Source organism: Bifidobacterium moraviense, from assembly GCF_012932365.1.
Taxonomy (GTDB): domain Bacteria; phylum Actinomycetota; class Actinomycetes; order Actinomycetales; family Bifidobacteriaceae; genus Bifidobacterium; species Bifidobacterium moraviense.
Genome location: NZ_JAAIIH010000021.1, coordinates 14,367 through 36,108, shown reverse-complemented (window position 1 = coordinate 36,108; position 21,742 = coordinate 14,367). Strand labels below are relative to the sequence as shown.

Genomic DNA, 21,742 nt, shown 5'->3' with positions numbered 1-21,742 from the left:
GGTGCGGCCGGCGCAGGTTCGGGCTGCGGCGTCACGGTCGCGAACGTCTGGGTGGGCGCGGGTTCGGGGGTCGGCGCGGCGGCGGGCGCCGGAGTCGGCTCGGCCGCCGGCGCGCTCGCCGCGGCCTCGGTTGCGAACGGGTTGCCGCAGGAACGGCAGAACCGTGCGGCCTCGGGATTCTGGGTCCCGCATGCAGAACAAGTCTTCATCGAATCTTCTCCCCACTCATCAGTGGTCATTGTCGTCGCGCGGCGCGATGGATGCCGCGTCGCCCCTCATCTTAGCCGTTCCCTGTTTCCCCCGACAGAGTTGACCAACATGTCGGATACTATGGAGGTACCGGACCCGCACTGGGATGTGCGGGCATGGTCAGCGTCCCGAAGATGACGCGGAGAGAAGGCAACATGAAATTCTGTGTGGAATGTGGCAGGGCTTTGGCCGACACGGCCAAGTTCTGCGGTTCCTGCGGTGCCCCCGCTGCCCCGGCAGCGCAGGGAGCCAACGCGGGCCCGGCGGGCGGCACATCACAGCCGCAGCCGGGCCCGCAGTCGTATGAGGCGGTGTCCGCGCATCGGCCGATGCACGCCGCACAGCCCCAGCAGCCGGCCCCGGTCCCGCAGACGGCATCGACCCAGCCGTTGGCGCAACCCCAGCCGATCGCACCGACCCAGCCGATCGCGCAGCAGCCGTACGCCCCGCAGCAGGCGGCGCCGGCGCCGTCGTTCGCTCCCCCGGCCTCCGCCGCCCCGGCTCCCGCGTTCCCCGTGCCCGCCGGCGCGGGCGCGCCCGTCACCGGAGCCGACGCGGCCCTCGCGCCTGCGGCCCGCGCCCGTCACGGCTGGCGCATCGCCGCCATCATCGCGGCCGTCGTGGCCGTGGCCGTGGGCGGCACCCTGGCATGGGCCATCCCGAACGTGCCCGCCGTACGCCAGCTGCTCGGCATGGGACCCAAGAACCCCGGCGCCGTCACCATGCAGGTGCTGCAGTCCACGCAGGACGTCAGCAGCGCCAAGTTCAACATGACCTTCGAGGAGCTCAACGGCAGCACGCCCACCGGCAACAAGGTGACGATCGACGGCAAGTACGCGCTCGGCGCGAACACCGACGCCTCCCTGTTCGACGTGCAGGTCAGCGACCCCTCGGACGACGCCTCCGGGCGTCTGGTGTGGTCCGGCGGCGCGTTCGGCGGGCAGATCACGGGCGACGGCTTCGACGACCAGTACGCCTACGTGGACGTCAACGGCATGCGCGACGACCTGCAGAAGCTGCTCGAGTACGAGCTCGACGCCACCACCGCCAAGCAGTACACGGACCTCGTCTTCAACGTCAAGGACGCGATCGTCAAGGACGGCAAGATCGACTCCAAGGGCGCGCTCAAGGTCTTCAACGACGGCATGAGCGCCATCGACGACGAGTACGCCAAGGAGTACCGCAAGTACATGCCGAACGAGGCGGTGAACCAGCAGTACGCCGACTTCGTCAACGCGTTCTTCACCAAGGGGCTCGAGGACTCCGCCGTGCAGGCGCGCGTCTTCCCCGGCAAGACCGAGACCAAGGTGGACGGCGGCACCAAGCTGAGCTACGACCTCAACATGGTGGAGTTCGCGCACGAGCTCGCCAACTACTGGACGGCCAACCAGAACTCGTACCCGGACCTCAGGAAGACCCTGGTGGACGCCGCGGGCTCCGAGGCCGACTTCAACGACGCGGTCAAGCAGATGCAGGACTGGAATCCGGACTCCGACGAGGTGCCCGGCATCACCGTCGCCGTCACCTACGGCAGCGGCTACCGGTTCGACGCGCTGGAGGTCACGCTCAAGGAGCCGGGCGGCGGTTCCGAGGCCTACCGCATGAACCTCACGGTGAGCGACCAGAACAAGGTCTCCGCCGATGACGCCGACGCGGCGCAGTTCATGAGCACCGCCAAGCAGAAGAACACCATCGATCTGGGCAAGCTGATGGATTCGTCGTACTCGTCTTCGTCGTACTACTACTGATCGCCGCCGATCCGCACCGATCCGCGGCCAAGTAGCGAAATCCCCCGGAATCGCATGATTCCGGGGGATTTGCCATATCGTGCGTGGAGCTAGCCGGGTTCGAACCGGCGACCCTCTGCTTGCAAAGCAGATGCGCTACCAGCTGCGCTATAGCCCCGAATGCGTAATGATTGGTTATGGAGAAAAAAAGAGCGGCCACACTGAGCCGCTGAGTTTTTCCGTGGGCCCGGGAGGACTTGAACCTCCGACCTCATCCTTATCAGGGATGCGCTCTAACCACCTGAGCTACGGGCCCGATCCATGTGCTCTTCAAAAGCGCACAATCGATTAGTTTACCAAGGGCCTTTCAGATGTCAACCATGGGCGTGTCGGCGTGTCGCGGCGGCGGTCCGGACGTTCCGTGCGCCGCCGGTCGCTGTCGCGCAGTGCGCCCACAATGGGCGACCATGCACACCACCGACCGATCATCCACGCCCGCCGTACGAAGCGGAACGTCGCCGTCCCCGGAGCGGACGCGCGTCGTCGACGGCATCGCGGTGACGGTCACGCGCAAGCGCATCCGCAACCTGTACCTGCGCGTCAAGCCGCCGGACGGTCGCGTGGAGATCTCCGCTCCCCTGCGCGTGCCCGCGGCCCGCATCGACGTCTTCGTGCGCGAGCGTCGCGACTGGATCGTCGCCGCGCAACGCCGCATCGCGGATACCGTCGCCGGGACGGACATGGCGCTCAGGACCGCGTGGACGGACGAGCGCAAGGCACGTGCCGCGGCGGCCATCGAGGCGCGGCTGCCCGGGCTGCTGGCACGTTGGACGCCGATCGTCGGACAAGCCCCCACGCATGTCACGCTGCGCCTCATGACCTCGCGCTGGGGGTCGTGCACGCCGCGCACCGGACGCATCCGGCTCAACCTGCAATTGGCGGAACTGCCGCCGGAGTTCCTGGAATACGTGCTCGTGCACGAGCTGACGCACCTGTGGGCGCACGGGCACGGCGCGGACTTCCGGCTGCGCATGGACCGCTATCTGCCGGACTGGCGGGAACGGCGACGCGCCCTCAACCGGATGGTCATCGGCTGAGGGCGCGTCGGTCGCGGCGGTTGCGTCGTTCGCGGATAGGTCGCGCGAGTCGGACGTGACTCGCGCCCGGGCGCGATCAGGCGACGTGGCTGCGCAGGAACCACTGGAACTTCTCCAGCTCCTGCACGTGGTCCTGGATGATGTTGGAGGAGACGAAGTCGAGCTCGTCCAGCTCCTCCACGGCCTTGCGGTCGTCGGCGATGAAGCCGTCGTAGTACTCGATCAGCGCGTTGATGTAGTCGACGGTGGACTTGCGGCCCTCCACGTCGAAGTCCTTCCACGTGCGGGCGCGCACGATGGCCTCCGGGCGGCCGTCCGGAGCGCCGCCCAGCGTGGCGATGCGCTCGGCGGTCTCGTCGGCCTGGGCGAGCACGACCTCGACCTGCGGGTCGAGCATCTCGTGCACGGCGATGAAGTTCGGGCCGGTCACGTTCCAGTGCGCGTGCTTGAGCACGAGCGCGGCCTCCTGCTCCTGCGCGAGACGGTTCTGCAGAATGGCCACGGCCTTCTCGCTGGCGGCCTCGTCCAGTCCGGGAACGGTGAATGCAAGCGTCATGATGATTCCTTCCTTCGAAGGTTCGCCCTCTTCGGCGAACCGGTGCGAAACCCAGTCTACCTTCGCCGTTCGACCCGCCAAAAGGCGCCTCGGGCGGTAGCGGAGACGGAGAAACGGGGCGGAGCGGTCACTTGGGCGGTTCGTGGCTCCGCGACGGGCGGATATCCGAGGGGCAGCCGCGGATATCCGCAGAGTCAGGGGTACTTTTCGCCATCTGCCGGCAGGTATCTGCAGAGTCAGGGTGCCTTGAGAGAGACAACGCCCGTATCGGAGGCGGCGGCTCGTTGCAATGACGCGGTTTTGGAGCGGCGCCGAGCGCATGTTGCCGGCTTCGGGCACCCTGACTCTGCAGATACCTCCTTGCACAACGCCGAAAGTACCCCTGACTCCGCAGATACCCCTCGTCGCCTCTCTGCACGAGCGTCGTCCGAGCCGCAAAAGGCCTGTTTCCCGGCATCGTGCGCCGGGAAACGGGCTGGCGCGGTCAGCTCAGGTCGCCGATGCGGAGCGTGGCGGGCAGCGTATCGCCGGAATCCGTATCGACCCGGTTGAACGTGGCGGCGTCGACGGCCTGTTCGGCCTCGCCCGGCGCCACGGAGCGCAGCGCCGCTGCGTCGCCATCGGCGGCCTCGTACAATCCGGCGCCGGCGCCGGTGACGTAATACTGGCCGGCCTGGTCGCCCGGCAGCCCGGACTCGGCAAGGAACAGCAGCGCCACGTCGCCGGTCCTGAGCAGCGTTTCCGGCGTGCGCTGCGCGGCCGAGCCGGTCTGGCGCACGGTGACGGTGCCGTCCGCGTCGGCGGAGCCCTTGACGGCCTTGAGCACGGTCACGGTAGCCAGCGTGAAGTCGGTGGCGCCGTCGACGTCCCGCGTCACGTCGGTGGCGTCCACCCGGCCAACGAGCACCGCGGCGCTGTCCGCGGCGAGCTCATCCACCGAGCCGTACAGTCTGGCGCGCGACGTGCCGGTCGATTCGCTCGTGGACGGGGAGGCGGGATCGCGCTCGGGGGCGTCCTCGTGCGAGACGCCGTATCCGCCGCACGCCGCAAGTCCCAGCGTGAGCGTGACCGCCATCAGCGCGGCGATCGGAGAGAACGATGCATGAGATCGATGGTTGCGCATGGCGATGCCTTTCCGTGCGATGAACGGTTGCCGCCGTCCGGCCCGCGACCCTGTGGGACGAATGTTCGGCTGTTGACGCCACCATAACGCGCACGCGCACGGCCGTTCGGAAACCGTACGGCCTGCGATGACAGCGCCGCCGGAAGCCGGGCCGGCGGCGCGCGACTGCCTCGCTTGCGGACTAGGCGGCCTTGCCTGTCCTGCCGCTATCCTTGCCGTCCTTGCCGTCCTTGCCGTCCTTGCCGTCGCCGGCATGCTCGTCGTCCGCGCCGGCGCCGTGTTTGCACACCTCGATCGTCTCGATGCGGCGGCCGTCCACCTTGGTGACCACCATGTCGTAGCCGTCATCGGAGTGCAGCACGTCGCCCACCGCGCCCATCTTGCCGGTGTGCGCCAGGAAGTAGCCGGCCACGGTCTCGTACGGGCCGTCCTCCAGCTCGATGCCGGTCAGGTCCGCGAAGTCCTCGATCGTCATGCCGCCTTCGATCGTGGCCACGCCGTTGACGAACGCCGTGCGCTGCTTGCGTGCGCCGCCCTTCTCGCTCGGCAGGTCGTACTCGTCGCGGATGTCGCCCACGAGCTCCTCGGTCATGTCCTCCAACGTCACGATGCCGTCCGTGCCGCCGTATTCGTCGATCACCACGGCGAGGTGGATGCCGCGCTTGCGCAGCAGTTCGAGGCTCGGCAGCAGCTTGGACGTGCCGGGCAGCGAAATGCCTTCGCGCGTCACGTCGCGCACGGTCTTCGCGTTCGGGTCGCGCACGTCGAGCAGGTCGCGCACGTGCACGAATCCGATCACGTCGTCGAAGTCCTTGCCGGTGACCGGGTAGCGGGAGTACGGCATCTCGCGCACGTAGGCGGCGGCGTCGGCGATCGGCTGGTCGGCTTCGAGGAACACCACGTCGGCGCGCGGGCGCATCACCTCGGCCACGATCGTCTCGGAGGCGTCGAACACGTCGTCGAGGATGGTGCGCTCGTCCTTGCCGAGGTTGGTGTTGGAGTTGACGAGCACGCGCAGCTCGTCGTCCGAGACCTCCGATTCGGTCTCGTTGGGGTCGAATCCCAGCAGGCGCACGATGCCGTTGGTGTTCTTGCCGATGAGCCAGATGATCGGGCGGCACACCTTGGCGAAGATGTCGATGGCGGGCACCACGGCGCGCGCGATCCGCTCGGTGCGCTGCATGGCGATGCGCTTGGGCACCATCTCGGAGATCACGATCGAGCAGTACGAGATGATGAGCGTCAGGCTGATGGTAGTGAGCGGCGCGGCGATGTTCGTCGGTACGCCCCAGGCCTCCACCACGGGCACGATGAACGGGGAGATCGACGATTCGCCGAATGATGCGGACAGAAAGCCGCACAGCGTCACGCCGATCTGCACGGTGGAGAGGAACGTGTTGGGATCACGGGCGATCTTGGCCACGCGCGCGCCGCGGGCGTCCTCCTGCTCCATCTGGTCGATCTGCGATCCGCGCAGGCTCACCAGGGCGAGCTCGGTGCCGGAGAAGATCGATCCCAGCAGCAGGAAGACGAAGATCAGTGCGATGTTCAGACCTAGCGACATGCCTTCACTGTAGAAGGTCGGCACGTCAATCGGCGCGCAGTCGTCTCCTCCGTCATCCGATGCGACTCCGTCTTTGCCGAGGACGCGGGTCGTCTCCTCCGTCATCCTGTGCGGAGCGGGGTTCAATTCCCCTGTCATCCTGAGCGGAGCAGGGCTTTGTTCCTCCGTCATCCTGGGCGGAGGTTTCCTTTTCTGTCATCCTGAGCGGAGCCCGTAGGGCGGAGTCGAAGGATCTTTGGATCTTTGACTTCGTGTGCGTGTCAGGGATCCTTCGACTCCGGCTTCGCCTTCGCTCAGGATGACCGGGAGTGAGTGTTGCTGGTGCCGCCTTCGCTCAGGATGACCGGGGGCCAGAATGACCGGAGCAAACGCCGCGGGGGATGGCGGAACCGGCCGCCTCAGAAGCTGAGCACCTCCACCTTGCCGGTGGACAGCTGGTAGCGCGCGCCCACGATCATGAGCCGGTCGGCCGCCAGCGCCTCCTGGATCACCTCGGAGCGCGTGACGAGCTCCTCGATGGTGTGCGCCACGTGCACGCGCTCGAAGTCCTCGTGCGCCTCGAGCTCGGCCTCGCGCGCCTGCCACACGGACATGCCCACCGTGCGCAGCATGATCGACTCGGCTTCGGCGATGCGCTCGTCCAGATCGGCCATGGCGCTCGCGGCCTCGAGCGAGCCGGCGGGGTCGTCGGTGGCGGAGGCGATGAGCTCGTCCAGTTTGCGCGCGGCCGTGTCGATCGCGCCGCAGCCTTCGTGCCCCAGTACCACGAGCAGGCTCACGTGCAGCTTCGCCACCGCGTATTCCAGCGATGCCAGCGCCGCGTCGTCCACGATCTGCCCGGCCGTGCGCACGTCGAACAGGTCGCCCAGGCCGGAGTCGAACACGATCTCCGGGGGCACGCGCGAATCGGAGCAGGCGAGTACCGCGGCGTCCGGGTTCTGACGGTCGATGAGCGTCTCGCGTGTGGTGGCGTCCTGCCACGGATGCTCGGCCTTGCCCTGCGCGAATCGGCGGTTGCCGGCCAGCAGGCGGCTCCACGTGGCGTTCGCCGTGGTCTCGCGCTCGAACTGCGGCTGCACGTCCTGCGTCTCGAATGCGTCGTCCATGATGCTCCCGTCCTCAGTCGGCGCCGCGCCCCGCGGCCCCGTGTCGCGCCCATTGTACGGCCGTGCGGTGTGAGATTTCTCACCATGCGCCTTGGGCGAGCGTCCCCGCGCGCCGTGCGCCCCGGCGGATACGATGAAGACGTACCGCAAATGACCGCAATCGTCTACGGCAACCCTGCGAAAGGACGTACATATGACGCTGCTGCAGCATGAGATCACCGACTTCAAGGTTCAGGCCTTCCAGAACAACGAGTTCCGCGAGGTCACCAAGGCCGACGTGCTGGGCCACTGGTCCGTGTTCTTCTTCTACCCCGCCGATTTCACCTTCGTGTGCCCCACCGAGCTGGAGGACCTCGCCAACAAGTACGAGGACTTCAGGAAGATCGGCTGCGAGATCTACTCCGTGTCCTGCGACACCCACTTCGTGCACAAGGCGTGGCATGACGCCAGCGAGAAGATCGCCAAGATCCAGTACCCGATGCTTGCGGATCCGACCGCGCTGCTCGCCCGCGACCTCGACACCTACAACGAGGCCGACGGCATGGCCGAGCGCGGCGACTTCATCGTGAACCCGGAGGGCAAGGTCGTGGCCTACGAGGTCACCAGCTCCAACGTGGGCCGCAACGCCGACGAGCTGCTGCGCCGCGTGCAGGCCTCCCAGTTCGTGTACGAGCACGGCGATCAGGTGTGCCCGGCCAACTGGACCCCGGGCGAGGAGACCATCGAGCCGAGCCTCGACCTCGTCGGCCAGCTGTGATCGTGCCGATCCTGTCTGCTCGGTCATCCTGAGCGGAGCCGCAAGGCGGAGTCGAAGGATCCTTCGGCTCCGCCTTGCTTCGTTCGAGGCCGACGTCGATGGACGACCCATGGATTGCCGACGGATGATCAGCGGATGATCGACGGGCGGCAAACGGAAACGACGAAAGGAACGTGCAATCATGCCCAACAACGATCTCTACGACGTCGTCGTGATCGGCGGCGGCCCGGCGGGCCTCACCGCCGGCCTGTATCTTGCCCGCGCGCGCTACCGCGTGCTCGTGCTCGAGAAGGACGATTTCGGCGGCCAGATCACCATCACCAACGAGGTCGTCAACTATCCGGGCGTCGGCCGCACCACCGGCCGCGCGCTCACCCAGACGATGCGCCAGCAGGCCAAGGACTTCGGTGCCGAGTTCCTCACCGCCGAGGCGACCGGCCTCGACGTGGACGGCGACGTGAAGACCGTGCACACGTCGCGCGGCGATCTCAGGGTGTTCGGCATCCTCATCGCCACCGGCGCCAGCCCGCGCAAGCTCGGATTCGCCGGCGAAGCGGAATACGCTGGCCGCGGCGTCGCCTACTGCGCCACCTGCGATGGCGAGTTCTTCACCGGCAGGGAAGTGCTGGTGGTCGGCGGCGGATTCGCGGCCGCCGAGGAATCCGTGTTCCTCACCAAGTACGCGTCCAAGGTCACCGTGCTCGTGCGCGAGGACGACTTCACGTGCGACGCGTCGGCGGCCGCCGAGGCCAAGAACAATCCGAAGATCGACGTGCGCTACGGCGTGGAGCTCAAGGGCGTCACCGCCGGCCAGGGCGGTCTGCGCGAAGCGACGATCGCCTCGCGCGAGACGGGCGAGACCGAGACGTGGAAGCCCGCGGACGGCGGCACGTTCGGCGTGTTCGTGTTCGCCGGCTACGTGCCCGCCACCGATCTGGTGCGCGGCGTGGTGGAGCTCGACGACCACGGCTACGTGGTGACGCACGGCTACCTCGAGACGTCCGTGCCGGGCGTGTACGCGGCCGGCGATCTGCGCGTCAAGAACCTGCGTCAGGTCGTCACGGCCACCGCGGACGGCGCGATCGCCGCCGTGGAGCTGGAACGCTACGCCAAGCAGATGAGCGAGAAGACCGGTCTGGTGCCGCCGCGTCCCACCACGAGCGCCTACGAGCAGGCCGAGGCCGCAGCCGCCTCCTCGCCCGCATCCGCCGCGGGCACCACGCCCGCCCCCGCGCCCGTCAAGCGCAGCGCCGACGCCGCGGCCGCCGCGAAGGCGACGCGCAAGCCCGGCGAACTGTTCTCCGATGCGATCAAGCAGCAGCTCAAGGTGGTGTTCGGACGTCTGGCGCGCCCGGTCACGCTGCAGCTTGAGCTTGACGACACCCCGCTTTCGGCGGAACTGCAAGGGTTCATCGGCGAAGTGGCGAAGCTGTCTGACGGCAAGGCCACGGTCGTGGTCGCCGATGACGAGCAGGCTCCGGCGACGCTTGACGATGCCGGTCGCGCCACGTTCGATCCGGCTGGCGTGCTGCCTGATGCTCGCCCGTGCGTGCGCGTGCTCGTGGATGGGCATGACACCGGTCTCGCGTTCCATGGCGTGCCGTCCGGCCACGAGTTCAACTCGTTCGTGCTGGGCCTGTACAACGCGGCCGGCCCCGGTCAGCCGATTGACGACGATCTGCGCGAACGTGCGGCTGCCGCCGGTGCCGATGCGCCGATCGACGTGATGATCCTCGTGTCCCTCACCTGCACGATGTGCCCGGAGACCGTGCTGGCATCGCAGCGCATTGCGTCGCTCAGCCCGAACGTGCGTGCCGAGGCCTACGATGTTTCGCACTTCCCGGAGCTCAAGGACCAGTACGGTGCGATGAGCGTGCCGTGCATCGTCATCAACCGCGGCGGCGCGGATGCGGGCGCGGGCTCGCAGGCCGAACCGCAGGTCGAGTTCGGCAAGAAGGGCATCGCGCAGATGCTCGAGCTGATCGGCGCGTAGCGTTCGGCCTGCTCGTAGCCCCATCGACAGTCCAGCCGGTACAGGGACGAGCAACGGAAAAGGCAAGGCCTCCGCAATAGTGCGGAGGCCACTCTGGCATGTATGATTGCGGTCTCTGATGGACCGTAATCATGGATAAGTGTGTGGTTGGCGGTGTGTCGGCAACACTACGGAACGGTGACCACGATGGTCTGCGTGCCCGTGTTGTCAATGGTGACGGGAACTTCTTTGCTCACCGAAAAAGGCGCCGACCATCGCGGGTCACAGTGCACCATCAGAGTAGCGGTTCCCGGTTTTGCGGATTGGGTAAGCGTTCCGGAAGAATTGGTGTATCTGGCTACCGCCAAGAGTTCAAGATCGGTAGATATGGACATATTGCATCCACGCACCGGTATCCCACGCTCATCCTTGGCAATCATCGTGACTGCTGTGATATGTCCTTCAAACCATTGAAAATACATGCCGCAGAATAGGAATCCTATGCAGGCAACGAGCAGCGTCGTCATAACAGCTACGACAATTTTCACTTTTTTGACATAAGATCTCGCTTCGGCGTAGGGATGAGCAATAGGAAAGGCAAGGCCTCCGCAATAGCGCGGAGGCCTTGCCGCCTCGCGGTGTTCCTGTTCCCACGCGCACAGTGCGCGTAAGAACAGGAACACCGCTATGTTCACGGGGCGAAAATCAGCCCGTGTTCTGCAGGCCCGCGGCGACGCCCGAAACGGTGCAGAGGATCAGGTAGATGAACCCGGCCTGCTGGTCCTTGCTGAGTTCTTCCTTGTCCACCTTCTTGCGCAGCGAACGCAGCGCCAGCATCTGCGTGACGGACAGCGCGTCCACGTACGGCGAACGGATGCGGATGGCCTGGCCGAGCACGTGACGGTGCTGCAGCGGCCATTCGTCGCCCACGATCTTCAGGACCCACTTGCGGGTGAGCTCCATCTCGGAGAGCACCTTCTCGTTGAGGTCCTCGCGGTCGCCCAGCGAGAGGTACATCTTCGCGATGCGCTCGTCGGTCTTCGCGATCGACATCTCGATGTTGTCGATGAACGTGGAGAACAGCGGCCACTCCTCATACGCCTCGCGCATGGTCTTGAGGTCGCCGAACCGCTCGCACGCCGTGCCCAGACCGTACCACGCGGCCAGGTTGATGCGCGCCTGCGCCCACGAGAAGATCCACGGGATCGTGCGCAGATCGTCGAGCGACTTCGCACCCAGACCGCGCTTGGCCGGACGGGAGCCGATCGGCAGCAGGCCGATCTCCGTCAGCGGCGTGACCGTGGAGAACCACGGCGCGAAGTCCGGGGTGTTGAGCAGGTCGAGGAACCGCTCGTGCGACGCCTTGTCCAGCGCGGCCGCCATGTCGGCGTACTTGCGCGTCATCTCGGTGTTGCGCTTCTCCACGCTCGGCGCGGACTGCAGCAGCGTGGCCGCCGCGACCGACTCCACGTGGCGCACGGCCAGCACCGGGTTGCCGTAGCGGGCGAAGATGACCTCGCCCTGCTCGGTGAGCTTGAAGCGGCACTTCACGGAGCCGACCGGCTGCGCCAGCACCGCGCGGTTCGCGGGGCCGCCGCCACGGCCCACGGCACCGCCGCGGCCATGGAACAGGGTCAGATCGATGTTGTGCGACTCGGCCCACTTGGCGATGCGCTCCTGCGCGGAGTGCAGCGCCAGCGTGGCGGAGGTCGGGCCGGCATCCTTGGACGAATCCGAGTAGCCGAGCATGACCTCGAGCTTGCCGCCGGTGGCCTTCAGACGAGCCTGCACCTCGGGGATCTTGATCATTTCCTCGAGCACGTCCACCGAGTTCTGCAGATCCTCGAGCTGCTCGAACAGCGGGATCACGTCGATGGTCGGCACGTCCTCCGGGTGCGCGAACGCCAGACGGTTCAGCTCGAACACGTCCTTGATGTTCTGCGCGCTCTTGGTGAACGAGATGATGTAGCGCCGCGCGGCCTTGATGCCGTTGCGCTTCTGGATGGAGCCGAGCGCGCGGAAGGTGTCGAGCACCTCGTGCGTCATCGGCTGCAGCTCGCCGCGTTCGCCGTGCAGGCCGTGCTCGCGGATGTCCGCGAGGGCGCGAGCATGCACCACGGAATGCTGGCGGAACTCCATCTCCACCATGTGGAAGCCGAACGTCTGGGCCTGCCAGATCAGATCCTGCAGCGGGCCATAGGCGCTGCGCTTCGCGCCGGCGGCGGCCAGCGAATGCTGCACCACCTTGAGATCGGCGATGAAGTCGTCGCAGGTGTGGTACATCAGGTCCGCGTCGCGCAGGATCGTGTAGTGCAGGCGATCGGCGATCACCAGCATCACGGCGCGGTGCAGCTCCTTGGTGGAGATCAGCGCGGCCTTGTCGGTCAGACGCTCGCTCATCTCCTTCTGACGGTTCCACAGGCTCTTGAGCTCGGTGCTCGGCGGCGTGGTCTCCGCCTCCATCGTCAGGTTGCGGCCCACCGTGCGCGTGGCCTCCTCGAGGGCGGCCAGCACGTGGTCGGAGAACTTGCGCGCCACCTGACGGCTCACCTTGGCGGTGACGTTCGGGTTGCCGTCGCGGTCGGAGCCGATCCAGCTGCCCGGGTGGAAGAACGCGGGGCATACCGGCTCCACGAGCCCGGCCTTGTCGCCCAGCACCCAGTCGTCGAAGCGGCGGTACACCTTGGGGATGGTATGGAACAGCGTGTTGTCGAAGATGTCGAGGATCGTGTCCGCCTCCTCCACCGGGGTCGGCTTCTTCAGCGCGATCGGGGAGGTGCGGAACAGCGCGTCGATCTCGTTGTAGAGACGACGGCAGTTCTCCTTCTTGTCCGTGCCGCCGAGCAGCTTGTGCTGCTCCAGCAGTTCGGAGATGCGGCGGATCTTGCCTTCGACGGCCTTGCGGCGGGCCTCGGTGGGGTGCGCGGTGAACACCGGATGGAACTCCAGGCGGTTCAGCAGCTCCTTGGCCTTGGCCGGTCCCAGCTCCTGCAGGAGCTGGTGGTAGGCGAGCGTCATCTCGTTGACCGGGTCGACCGCCTCGTCCTCCGCCACCTTGTTCTCGCGGCTGTGCAGCACGGAGACGCGGTAGTTCTCCTCGCACAGGTTGGCGAGGTGGAAGTACGTGGCGAACGCGCGGGCGAGCAGCTGGGCGTCGTGGAGCTTCATCGCATCGATGGTCTTCACGGCCTCCGCCAGACCGTCCTCGTCGGGGTTCGGATCGGTCAGGCCGAAGTGCTCGGCGCTGGCCTCCACGGCGTACGCGCGCACGGTGTCGAACTGGGTGAGCAGCTCGGGATCGAACTCGCCGAGCACATCTCGCAGAATCCGCAGGCACAGATCCATGTCCTGCTTCAGGGAAGACGGTAGATCACGCTCCTCGGGCCCCTTGCGGCCCGTACCGGACGTCAGGATCCCGGCGTCCGCAGCGTTGATCTGCTGTTCTGTTGTCATCAGACCTCCTTCACCGAATGTCCGGTTGCTCGTCAACTGGCCCTCCGCGGCTCCTCCGCGGTTGTGTGAGGCCAGACGTACCAAGCCCAAAGCCTTCGCATTCGATCGGTTGTGCGCACCATTCTAGGCGCGAAATCGACACTTGTATTACGAACATCCACGATCGGAACGCGGGCCCCGCACGGCCTCCATGCGGCGCCGCCTCCGGTTTTCGGCGCGTGAGGGTACATATAGGCATGTGATCTTCGAGCATTTCAGGCGTCGCCGGGCGGACGCCTCGGCCCGCGGCGGCGACGGGCATGCGTCCGGACGCCAGCACCCGCATCAGGACGCCGCGCAGCCACGCGGCGCCAACGCCGTACGCAAGTTCCACACGCACTCCATCCCGCTGGACATGGAGGACATCTCCCGCGACTGGGACAAGCCGATCGTGGACGCCGGCATCGCCGCCAAGGCCAGCGTCATCGTGCGCGTGGGCACGCTGGATCTGGGCGCCGGCACCGGCAGCTTCCGCGTGCGCGAGATGATGCACCGCATCGCCTACCCGCTGGGCGTGCACGTGCGCGCCGACGTGAACCTCACCGACATCGAGGCCACCTGCACCGACGGGCGCAACCGCATCACCGAGGTCATCGACCTGCCCACCACCGGCGTGAACACCGAACGCATCTGGCTGCTCGAGCACTTCGCCGACTGGTTCGCCGTGAACCTCGGCAAGAGCTCCATGTACCACGTGCAGTCGAAGCTCTCGGAGGGCGTGGTGCAGCACCTCGAGGAACGCGACGCCTCGCAGTACTCCGCCGATCTGGCCAAGCGCCTGCGCGAGGAGCTCAGGGCCGAGCAGGGCGGCGAGGCGTCCGAGGACCCGGTCGTGGAGGCCATGGAGCTCGCCGAACGGGTCGCCTCCGAATCGCGCGAGGCCGCCGCCGTCCGCTCCCTCGACGACGACAGCGAGGAGACACACCGCCTGCTCGCCGACGGGCTGCCGGTCGTGTCCGTGGAGCAGAAGGCGTCCGAGGAGGAGACCTACGACCAGGAGGAGGTGTTCGCCGGGGACAGCGACGCCGTGCGCGACCGCGTGGCCGCGCGCCTGGCCGAACGGGACGAGCGCCAGAGCCGGCACTTCGACGACGAGGGCTACGTGGCCGGCGTCAACGGCGTGAACGGGAGGAACGACGCGCACAGGTCCGGACGCATGCACCAGCCGCCCAAGGGCGAGTACGCCGAGCACTTCGACCATGTGGGCGCGGAACCCAGACGCGAACGCCACAAGGGCATCACCGTGCGGCAGGCGCACGAGCGGCTCGACCTGATCGAACGCCGCAAGCCGCTGTACGCGCCGTGGTTCTCCGGGCTCGCCTCGGCCATCGCCTGCGCGTCCTTCGTGTTCCTGCTCGGCGGCGGCCCGTACGACATGGTCGGCGCGTTCGTGGGCGCCGGCCTCGGCCAGTGGATGCGCCGGCGACTGTTCGCCCACCATCTCAACCAGTTCTTCGTCACGTTCGTGTGCGTGGCCGCCGCCGCGCTGGCCTGCACCGGCACGCTGCGTCTCGTGGGCCTGTTCGACCCGGTCGCGCTCTCGCACGACACCGCGTACATCGGCGCCATGCTGTTCGTCATCCCCGGATTCCCGCTCATCACCGGCGGGCTCGACATGGCGAAGATCGACTTCCCGTCCGGCATCCAGCGCATCACCTACGTGATGTGCATCATCCTCATGGCCACGCTCGCCGGCTGGATGGTGGCCGTGATCGTGCATCTCAACCCGGAAGGGTTCGAGCCGCTCGGGCTGAACCCGTGGATCAACGCGTGCCTGCGGTTCGTGTTCGCGTTCCTGGGCGTGTGGGGCTTCTCGGTGCTGTTCAACTCGCCGCAGCGCATGTGCCTGGTGGCGGCGGTGATCGGCGCCATCACGGACACCCTGCGACTGGAGATCACCGACGCCGGCGTGCCGGCCGAAGCGGCCACGTTCGTCGGCGCCTTCCTGGCGGGCATCCTCGCCTTCGCGTGGCGCTCCTCGGTGCGCCACGGCTGGCTGCCGCCGCACCTGGGCTACCCGCGCATCTGCCTGACCGTGCCGTCCATCGTCATCATGGTGCCGGGCATGTATATGTACCGCGCGATGTTCTACCTCGGCGGGTTCGACACCATCAACGCCCTCGACTGGGCGTTCCGCGCGTTCATGGTGATCGTCTGCCTGCCCATCGGCCTGGCCATGGCGCGCGTGCTCACGGACAAGTCCTGGCGCTACGACGTGTGACGTGTGACGTGCGACGGCGGGCAGACGGTCGCCGTCGGGGGTATCTGCAGAGTCAGGGGTACTTTTCGCCTCGTGCGGGCAGATATCTGCATAGTCAGGGTGCGCTGCCGGCGGCATAACGCGCCAACGCCGGCAGCGCACCATTGGTATTCAGCCGTTTTCATGTCGTCTGGTACCGCCATGCGGGCGCGCAGGCACCCTGACTCTGCAGATATCTGCCCGCAGAACGGAAAATCTGCCCCTGACTCCGCAGATACCACCGCAGATGCCCCTGCCGGTCGTGGCGGAAAGGTCCTCGGGGCCGTGACGCAGACCGGTCTTCAGCGTCTCCGCGGCGGTCGTGCGGCGCGCGGGCGGTCTGTGTTCACACGGACGGCAAGGCGGCCGGTTCGCCGCGGCCGGTCCGCCATGCCTCACGCCAACTTCACACGGTGGGATGCCTGCTCGCCAGCGTCTCCGCGGCGATGAGCTCGCCGTCGACCATCGCGTCGGTCGGGCGGTCCATGTAGTGGTCGAACTCGTCGAGGATCTCGGCGGACGGCGGCGGCGTCAGCAGCGACGTCACCACGATCGCCAGCAGCGAGAGCAGGAACGCCGGCAGCAGCTCGTAGATCGCGAACACGCCGCCCAGCGGCTTCACGAGGTTGTGCCACACCAGCACAGCGGCCGTGCCCACCAGCATGCCGGCGATCGCGCCTTGGCGGTTCGCACGGCGCCAGTACAGCGAGCACAGCATCAGCGGGCCGAACGACGCGCCCAGGCCGGCCCACGCGTAGCTCACCACCTGGAAGATCGAGGAGTTCTGGTCGTAGGCCACGAGGATGCCGAACAGGAACATCACGAGCAGCGTCACGCGCGCGACGATCATCACCTGACGGTCCGTGGCCTTGCGGTGCAGCAGTCCGCGGAAGATGTTCTCGCCCATGGCCGAGGCGCCGATGATCATGTACGAGGAGCTGGAGCTCATCGACGCGGCGAAGATGCCGGACACCACCACGCCGCACATGAAGCTCGGCAGCAGGATCTGCGCGGCCACGATGAACACGCTCTCCGCGGCCGACTGGGTGAGGAAGTGCGTCGGCATCATCGCGCGTCCCACGAGGCCGATCGCGATCGCGCACGCCAGCGACGCCACGCACCACGACGTGGCGATGATGCGCGACTTGCGCACCTCGTCGACGCTGCGGATCGAGAGGAATCGCACCAGCACCTGCGGCATGCCGAAGTAGCCCAGACCCCAGGCGAGCACCGAGACGATCGTGATGATGCCGTAGTCGCCGGGCGCGCCGAACACGGCCTGCCCGTCGCGGATGATCTGCTCGCCCAGCTCGTTGAGCGCCGGGGCGGCGGTCTGCGTGCCGGAGATGAAGCCGGGGATGTCGCGCAGGAACTCGGCGGTGCGCGTCACGCCGCCGGCGCCGACGATCGAGCCGACGAACACCACGGCCAGCGCGAAGAACATGAGCACGCCCTGCACGAAGTCGGTCACCACCACGGACAGGTAGCCGCCCACGATGGTGTAGACGAACACCACGGCGGCGCCGAGGATCATGGTCAGGTGGTAGTCGAAGCCGAACAGCGTGGCGAACAGCTTGCCCACGGTGACGAAGCAGCTGCCGACGTACACGCAGAAGAACACGAGAATGATGACGGCGGCGATCGTGGAGATGACGGCCTTGTCGTCGTGGTAGCGCTTGGCGAAGAAGTCGGGGATGGTGATGGCGTCGCCGGCCACCACCGAATAGTGGCGCAGGCGGCGGGCGACGAGCTTCCAGTTGAGGTAGGTGCCGAGCGCCAGGCCGGTGGCGGTCCACATCGGGTCCGCCAGACCGGTGAAGTAGGCCACGCCGGGCAGGCCCATGAGCAGCCAGCCGCTCATGTCGGACGCCTCGGCGGACAGTGCGGTGAGCCACGGGCCCACGCCGCGGCCGCCGGCGAAGTACTGCTTGGCCGAGGAGTTCGACCGCTTTGAATAGGCGAAGCCGATGGCGAGCATCGACACGAAGTAGATGACCATCGCCAGAAACACCCAGAAATCAGCCGAAACCATACGCTCCTCGCTCTGTTGCACCTTCGATCGCGTCCCGATCGCGTTCTCGATTCCGCCGCCGCATGCGTGCCCTGGAACGGCGGCGCCCGGCGCGGCGGCCCGCGTCGCGGCGGCATGGCGGCATGATGACGTGGCGGACGGCGTGGCGACGGTCGGTGGCCGGCCGTCGCCGGACGGCTGCCGGGCGTCTTGCCGGTTCGGGTTCGGTTCGGTCTGCCGAGGCCTGCCGGTGTTCGCCGATGTCCGCTGAACGTCCAATGTATCGGTACGGGCGGGCATCCCCGGCGTTTGTCTCATATCGTCGCATGAGCGGTGGTGTCGCACGGGGCGCGTCCGGGGCTCGGTCGGGTGTGGGTTGTCCACCGAAACCATGCACACTTATCCACTTATCCACAATCCGATTGTGGATGGTTTGGCGATACGGAGGCGCGCGGCTAGCGTCTCAGCCATGACAGACACCATCACCATGCCCGCCGAATCGTTCTCGTTGGAGTCGCTGACCGTGCTGAAGCACCGTCGCATCGCCGCCTGCACGGAACTGCAGAGCCGCACCCGCCGCAGGCTGGTCTTCGCACGCTCCGAGGCGCTCGAGCTGCTCGCCATCGAGAAACCCCTCGAACCGCCCTCCGAACGCCGGCGCGCCGAGGCCGACGTGGTCGTCGCCTCCACGGACGCCAAGACCCGCCTCAACGGCGTGCGGTTCCTCACATGGCACGGTCCTCTGGCCACGATCGCCGTCGGCCGGACACTGGAATGCACCACGCCCGTCTGCACGTGGGCCCATTACGCCGGCATCCTGTCGCTGGACGAGCTGATCGTCCTCGGCGAGTCCATGATGCGACGGAACATGCGGCTGACGCGCGCCGAATACGCCGAGTTCGTCGCGTACATGGACCGGGCGGAAGACGCCGGGCAGTTCCTTGGCTCGCGCAACTGCCGACGGGCCCTGAACCTCATGCGGGAGGGCACGGACTCGTCGCAGGAGACCCGCACGCGGCTGGCGCTCATGCGGTACGGACTGCCGGAACCGCTGGTGAACCATCCGGTGTTGCTGAGCACGGGCCGCACCGTCCTCACCGACATGGCCTATCCGGAGGCGCGCATCGCCATCGAATACGACGGCGGATACCACCGGTTCAGCAGCGCGCAGGTGCTGAAGGACGACAAGCGGCGCGAGGCGTTGGAGCGGGACGAGTGGATCTACGTCAAGGCCACGAGGCTCGATCTGCAGGACGAGACCGGCGAGGGGGAGCTGGCTCAGCGGGTCGCGTCGGCGTTCGAGCGGGTGCTCGGCATCCCGGTTCCGCTCACCGCCCGCATGACCGCCCAGCAGCTGTGCGACGGGCGCAGGACCCGCAGGAAGCCCATCTGGGAGCGCGTTCCCCGGCAGGCGTGGGCCGCGCGCTGGGCGCATCAGTGAGGTGATGGGCCTGCTTCGCCGACCGTTGCGGACGGCGCGGGTGCCGGGCGCCGGCGTGCCGGCGGTGCGTGCGGCCACCACCAAGGGGACGTGCGTGCCGCATGTCGCGTTCGTCTGCCCGGCGGACCGGGGGCTCCGCCGGCGGCAAGGGAAGATACGGCAAGGGAAGATACTACGGGGGAAGATACGGTGACGGGAAGATGCGGAGAAGGGGCGTGCCGGGACGGACATTCGTCTGCGGGAACGCCCGAGACGAAGATATCTGCAGAGTGAGGGGTAGATTTCGCCGCGTGCTGGCAGATATCTGCAGATCCCGAAAAGTACCCCTGACTCTGCAGATACCCATTCCACGAGGCGTCTTGCTCCCCTTCGGATGGTCGCGTGCCGGGGAACCGGAGACTGGCGCAGGCGTGGCGACCCGTCGCGTCGCCTGTTCGTGATCGTTCGCATTGCCGTTCGAGCATCGCTGGTTGCCCATGCCGCTCATTGCGGTGTCCTCTCGGTTCCATTCGCGCGGTTCCGTTCGTGCAGAAGGTCGTTCGGTCCTCTCTCGCCCCGCGTCCCGCCCGGTGCGGGACGGTGAACTGGAAACCGGCGCCCGCGGCGAAGAGCCACTAGGGTGAGTGATGACACTGCAGCCGCGCGGGCAGCCGGGCGGCCCGGAACGGAGGCATGATGACTGAATGGCTGAGAATCCGCGACGTGCGGGTGCCGGGCGCGGCGGTCCGCGGCGGCGAGACGGAGCTCCTCGATCATGGTTCGGACGGCAGCGAGCCTCATGACGTGCTGATCGCGGACGGCCGCATCGTGTCGGTGGATGGCAATGCGGTCGGCAATGCGGGCGCCGCCACGGTCGGCGGCGACGCCGGCGACGCAACCGGCACCGAATCCGCCGAGTCCACCCCGGCGCCGCGCGAATGCGAGACCGTGGACGCGCAGGGCCGCTGGATCATCCCCGGCCTGTGGGACTGCCATACGCATTTCACCCAGTGGGCGCAGACCTTTGGCCGGCTCGATCTCATCACGGCCCGCAGCGCCGCCGAGGCGATGGACATGCTGCGCGCGCATCTCGAGGCGCGCCGGGCCGCCGGCACCCTCAGCCCGGACGTGTTCGTGGTAGGCATGCGGTTCCGTCACTCGCTGTGGGCGGACGACGCCCAGCCCACGCTCGCGGCCATCGACGCCGCCGCGGGCGACCAGCCGGTGGCGCTGTCGAGCGCGGACATGCACTGCGGCTGGGTCAATTCGGCGGCCGCGCGCCGGCTCGGCGTGCACGTGGGCGAGTCCGGCCTGGTGGGCGAGCTGGAGTGGTTCGACGCCTACACGAAGCTGAACAACGCGCCCGGCGCCGCCGAGGAGACGCTGCGTCTGCTGCGCGAGGCCGAGGCGGACGCCGCCGGCAAGGGCGTGACGGGCGTGCGCGACTACGAGATGGCGGAGAACGTCGACACGTGGATCCGCCGCTTCGCGCAGGGCGTCGACCGGCTGCGCGTGGACGCCGGCGTCTACCCCGAGCGCCTGCAGGCGGCCATCGACGCCGGCTGGCACACCGGCGACGAGCTGCCCGGCTCGCACGGTCTGGGCCGCGTGGGCGCGATGAAGCTCATCTCCGACGGCTCGCTCAACACACGCTCCGCCTACTGCTCCACGCCATACTCCGGCATCACGCCGCCCACGTACGGCGTGATGAGCTACACGCCGCGGCAGATCGAGGACTACATGCGTCTGGCCACTGCGCACGGCTTCGCCATCGCATGCCATGCCATCGGCGACGAGGCGAACACGATCGTGCTCGACGCGGCCGCCGCCACCGGCGCGCACGGGTCGATTGAGCACGCGCAGATGCTCAAGCCCGCGGACATGCCGCGCTTCGCCGCGCTGGGGCTCACGGCCAGCATCCAGCCGCAGCACGCGATGGACGACCGCGACGTGATCGACCGCTTCTGGGCGCATCCGGCCGGCATCCCCTACCCGTTCCGCGCCCTGTACGACGCGGGCGTGCGCCTGCGCATGGGCTCCGACGCCCCCGTGGCGCCGCTCGACCCGTGGCTGGCGATCTCCGCCGCGGTGTTCGGCACGGAAAGCTCCGACCGCGAGCCGTTCCAGCCCGAGCAGTGCCTCGACGTGCGCGCCGCGCTCGCCGCGTCCACGGCGCAGGGCCGCGACCGGCTGGCGCCCGGCGACCCCGCCGATCTGGTGCTGCTCGACCGTGACCCGTACGCGGCGCGCTCGCCGGAGGAGATGCGCGCGATGCCCGCCTCCGTGGCGGCGACGATGGTGGCCGGGCGCTGGACGTTCAGCCGCCTGTAGAGACCCTGTGGACCCCTGCAGAGACGGCGGGGCCCCGACCGGATCACCGATCGGGGCCCCGCCGCATGCGAGCCGCGAGCCGCACGTCGCGCGTGATG

General features: G+C 67.7%; 15 protein-coding genes and 2 tRNA genes. 7 read left to right on the top strand and 10 right to left on the bottom strand.

The features are described 5' to 3' along the window. Positions 1-209 (bottom strand): zinc-ribbon domain-containing protein (locus G1C96_RS10165; protein ID WP_240945199.1); only part of this gene is annotated, 209 nt, incomplete at its 3' end. 156 nt (positions 210-365) lie between these two features. On the opposite strand from G1C96_RS10165, the gene G1C96_RS09560 reads away from it, so the two are divergent. Next, entirely contained in the window at positions 366-1,997 is a 1,632-nt protein-coding gene (locus tag G1C96_RS09560) for a zinc ribbon domain-containing protein (protein WP_335341949.1), read from the top strand. Between the two features lie 84 nt (positions 1,998-2,081). Here the strand turns inward: G1C96_RS09560 and G1C96_RS09555 are convergent. Both G1C96_RS09555 and G1C96_RS09550 read right to left on the bottom strand, forming a co-directional pair. Next, positions 2,082-2,154: transfer RNA gene (locus tag G1C96_RS09555), tRNA-Ala, on the bottom strand. Positions 2,155-2,218: 64 nt separating this feature from the next. Further along, positions 2,219-2,292 (bottom strand) — tRNA-Ile (locus G1C96_RS09550). 151 nt (positions 2,293-2,443) lie between these two features. On the opposite strand from G1C96_RS09550, the gene G1C96_RS09545 reads away from it, so the two are divergent. Continuing rightward, positions 2,444-3,073: a M48 family metallopeptidase gene (locus G1C96_RS09545; protein ID WP_169276366.1), complete on the top strand. Its 630-nt coding sequence runs from the start codon at positions 2,444-2,446 to the stop codon at positions 3,071-3,073. Positions 3,074-3,149: 76 nt separating this feature from the next. On the opposite strand, the gene G1C96_RS09540 is transcribed toward G1C96_RS09545, so the two are convergent. From G1C96_RS09540 to G1C96_RS09525, 4 genes are all read right to left on the bottom strand, one after another. Then, a complete protein-coding gene (locus G1C96_RS09540) occupies positions 3,150-3,629 on the bottom strand; it encodes a Dps family protein (RefSeq protein WP_169276365.1) in 480 nt (159 codons plus the stop codon). A gap of 484 nt (positions 3,630-4,113) precedes the next feature. After that, entirely contained in the window at positions 4,114-4,752 is a 639-nt protein-coding gene (locus G1C96_RS09535; protein WP_169276364.1) for a hypothetical protein, read from the bottom strand. Positions 4,753-4,933: 181 nt separating this feature from the next. Then, positions 4,934-6,316 (bottom strand): hemolysin family protein, encoded by a 1,383-nt coding sequence (locus G1C96_RS09530; protein WP_240945198.1) that lies wholly within the window; start codon positions 6,314-6,316, stop codon positions 4,934-4,936. A gap of 398 nt (positions 6,317-6,714) precedes the next feature. Next, positions 6,715-7,422, bottom strand: coding sequence for a carbonic anhydrase (locus G1C96_RS09525; protein ID WP_169276363.1), 708 nt, complete (start codon positions 7,420-7,422; stop codon positions 6,715-6,717). Positions 7,423-7,615: 193 nt separating this feature from the next. Here G1C96_RS09525 and ahpC point away from each other — a divergent pair, with 193 nt between their 5' ends. Continuing rightward, positions 7,616-8,179, top strand: coding sequence for an alkyl hydroperoxide reductase subunit C (gene ahpC / locus G1C96_RS09520; RefSeq protein ID WP_169276362.1), 564 nt, complete (start codon positions 7,616-7,618; stop codon positions 8,177-8,179). A 181-nt stretch (positions 8,180-8,360) separates the two neighbouring features. Next, positions 8,361-10,172: an FAD-dependent oxidoreductase gene (locus G1C96_RS09515; RefSeq protein WP_169276361.1), complete on the top strand. Its 1,812-nt coding sequence runs from the start codon at positions 8,361-8,363 to the stop codon at positions 10,170-10,172. Positions 10,173-10,339: 167 nt separating this feature from the next. Here the strand turns inward: G1C96_RS09515 and G1C96_RS09510 are convergent, their stop codons facing one another. Together G1C96_RS09510 and G1C96_RS09505 are read right to left on the bottom strand one after the other, a co-directional pair. Then, positions 10,340-10,846, bottom strand: a complete 507-nt coding sequence (locus G1C96_RS09510) for a hypothetical protein (protein WP_169276360.1) — start codon at positions 10,844-10,846, stop codon at positions 10,340-10,342. A 10-nt stretch (positions 10,847-10,856) separates the two neighbouring features. Beyond that, positions 10,857-13,607, bottom strand: coding sequence for a phosphoenolpyruvate carboxylase (locus G1C96_RS09505; RefSeq protein ID WP_205832127.1), 2,751 nt, complete (start codon positions 13,605-13,607; stop codon positions 10,857-10,859). A 391-nt stretch (positions 13,608-13,998) separates the two neighbouring features. Between G1C96_RS09505 and G1C96_RS09500 the strand changes: the two genes are divergently transcribed. Beyond that, positions 13,999-15,864, top strand: a complete 1,866-nt coding sequence (locus tag G1C96_RS09500; RefSeq protein ID WP_240945200.1) for a threonine/serine exporter family protein — start codon at positions 13,999-14,001, stop codon at positions 15,862-15,864. Positions 15,865-16,288: 424 nt separating this feature from the next. On the opposite strand, the gene G1C96_RS09495 is transcribed toward G1C96_RS09500, so the two are convergent. After that, complete coding sequence (locus G1C96_RS09495) at positions 16,289-17,914, bottom strand: sodium/proline symporter (RefSeq protein ID WP_169276357.1); 1,626 nt, start codon at positions 17,912-17,914, stop codon at positions 16,289-16,291. Between the two features lie 448 nt (positions 17,915-18,362). On the opposite strand from G1C96_RS09495, the gene G1C96_RS09490 reads away from it, so the two are divergent. Continuing rightward, positions 18,363-19,334: a hypothetical protein gene (locus G1C96_RS09490; RefSeq protein WP_169276356.1), complete on the top strand. Its 972-nt coding sequence runs from the start codon at positions 18,363-18,365 to the stop codon at positions 19,332-19,334. A 672-nt stretch (positions 19,335-20,006) separates the two neighbouring features. Further along, the gene (locus G1C96_RS09485) at positions 20,007-21,644 is read left to right on the top strand and encodes an amidohydrolase (protein WP_240945197.1); all 1,638 of its coding nucleotides are present in this window, start codon (positions 20,007-20,009) and stop codon (positions 21,642-21,644) included. Positions 21,645-21,742: the final 98 nt, after the last annotated feature.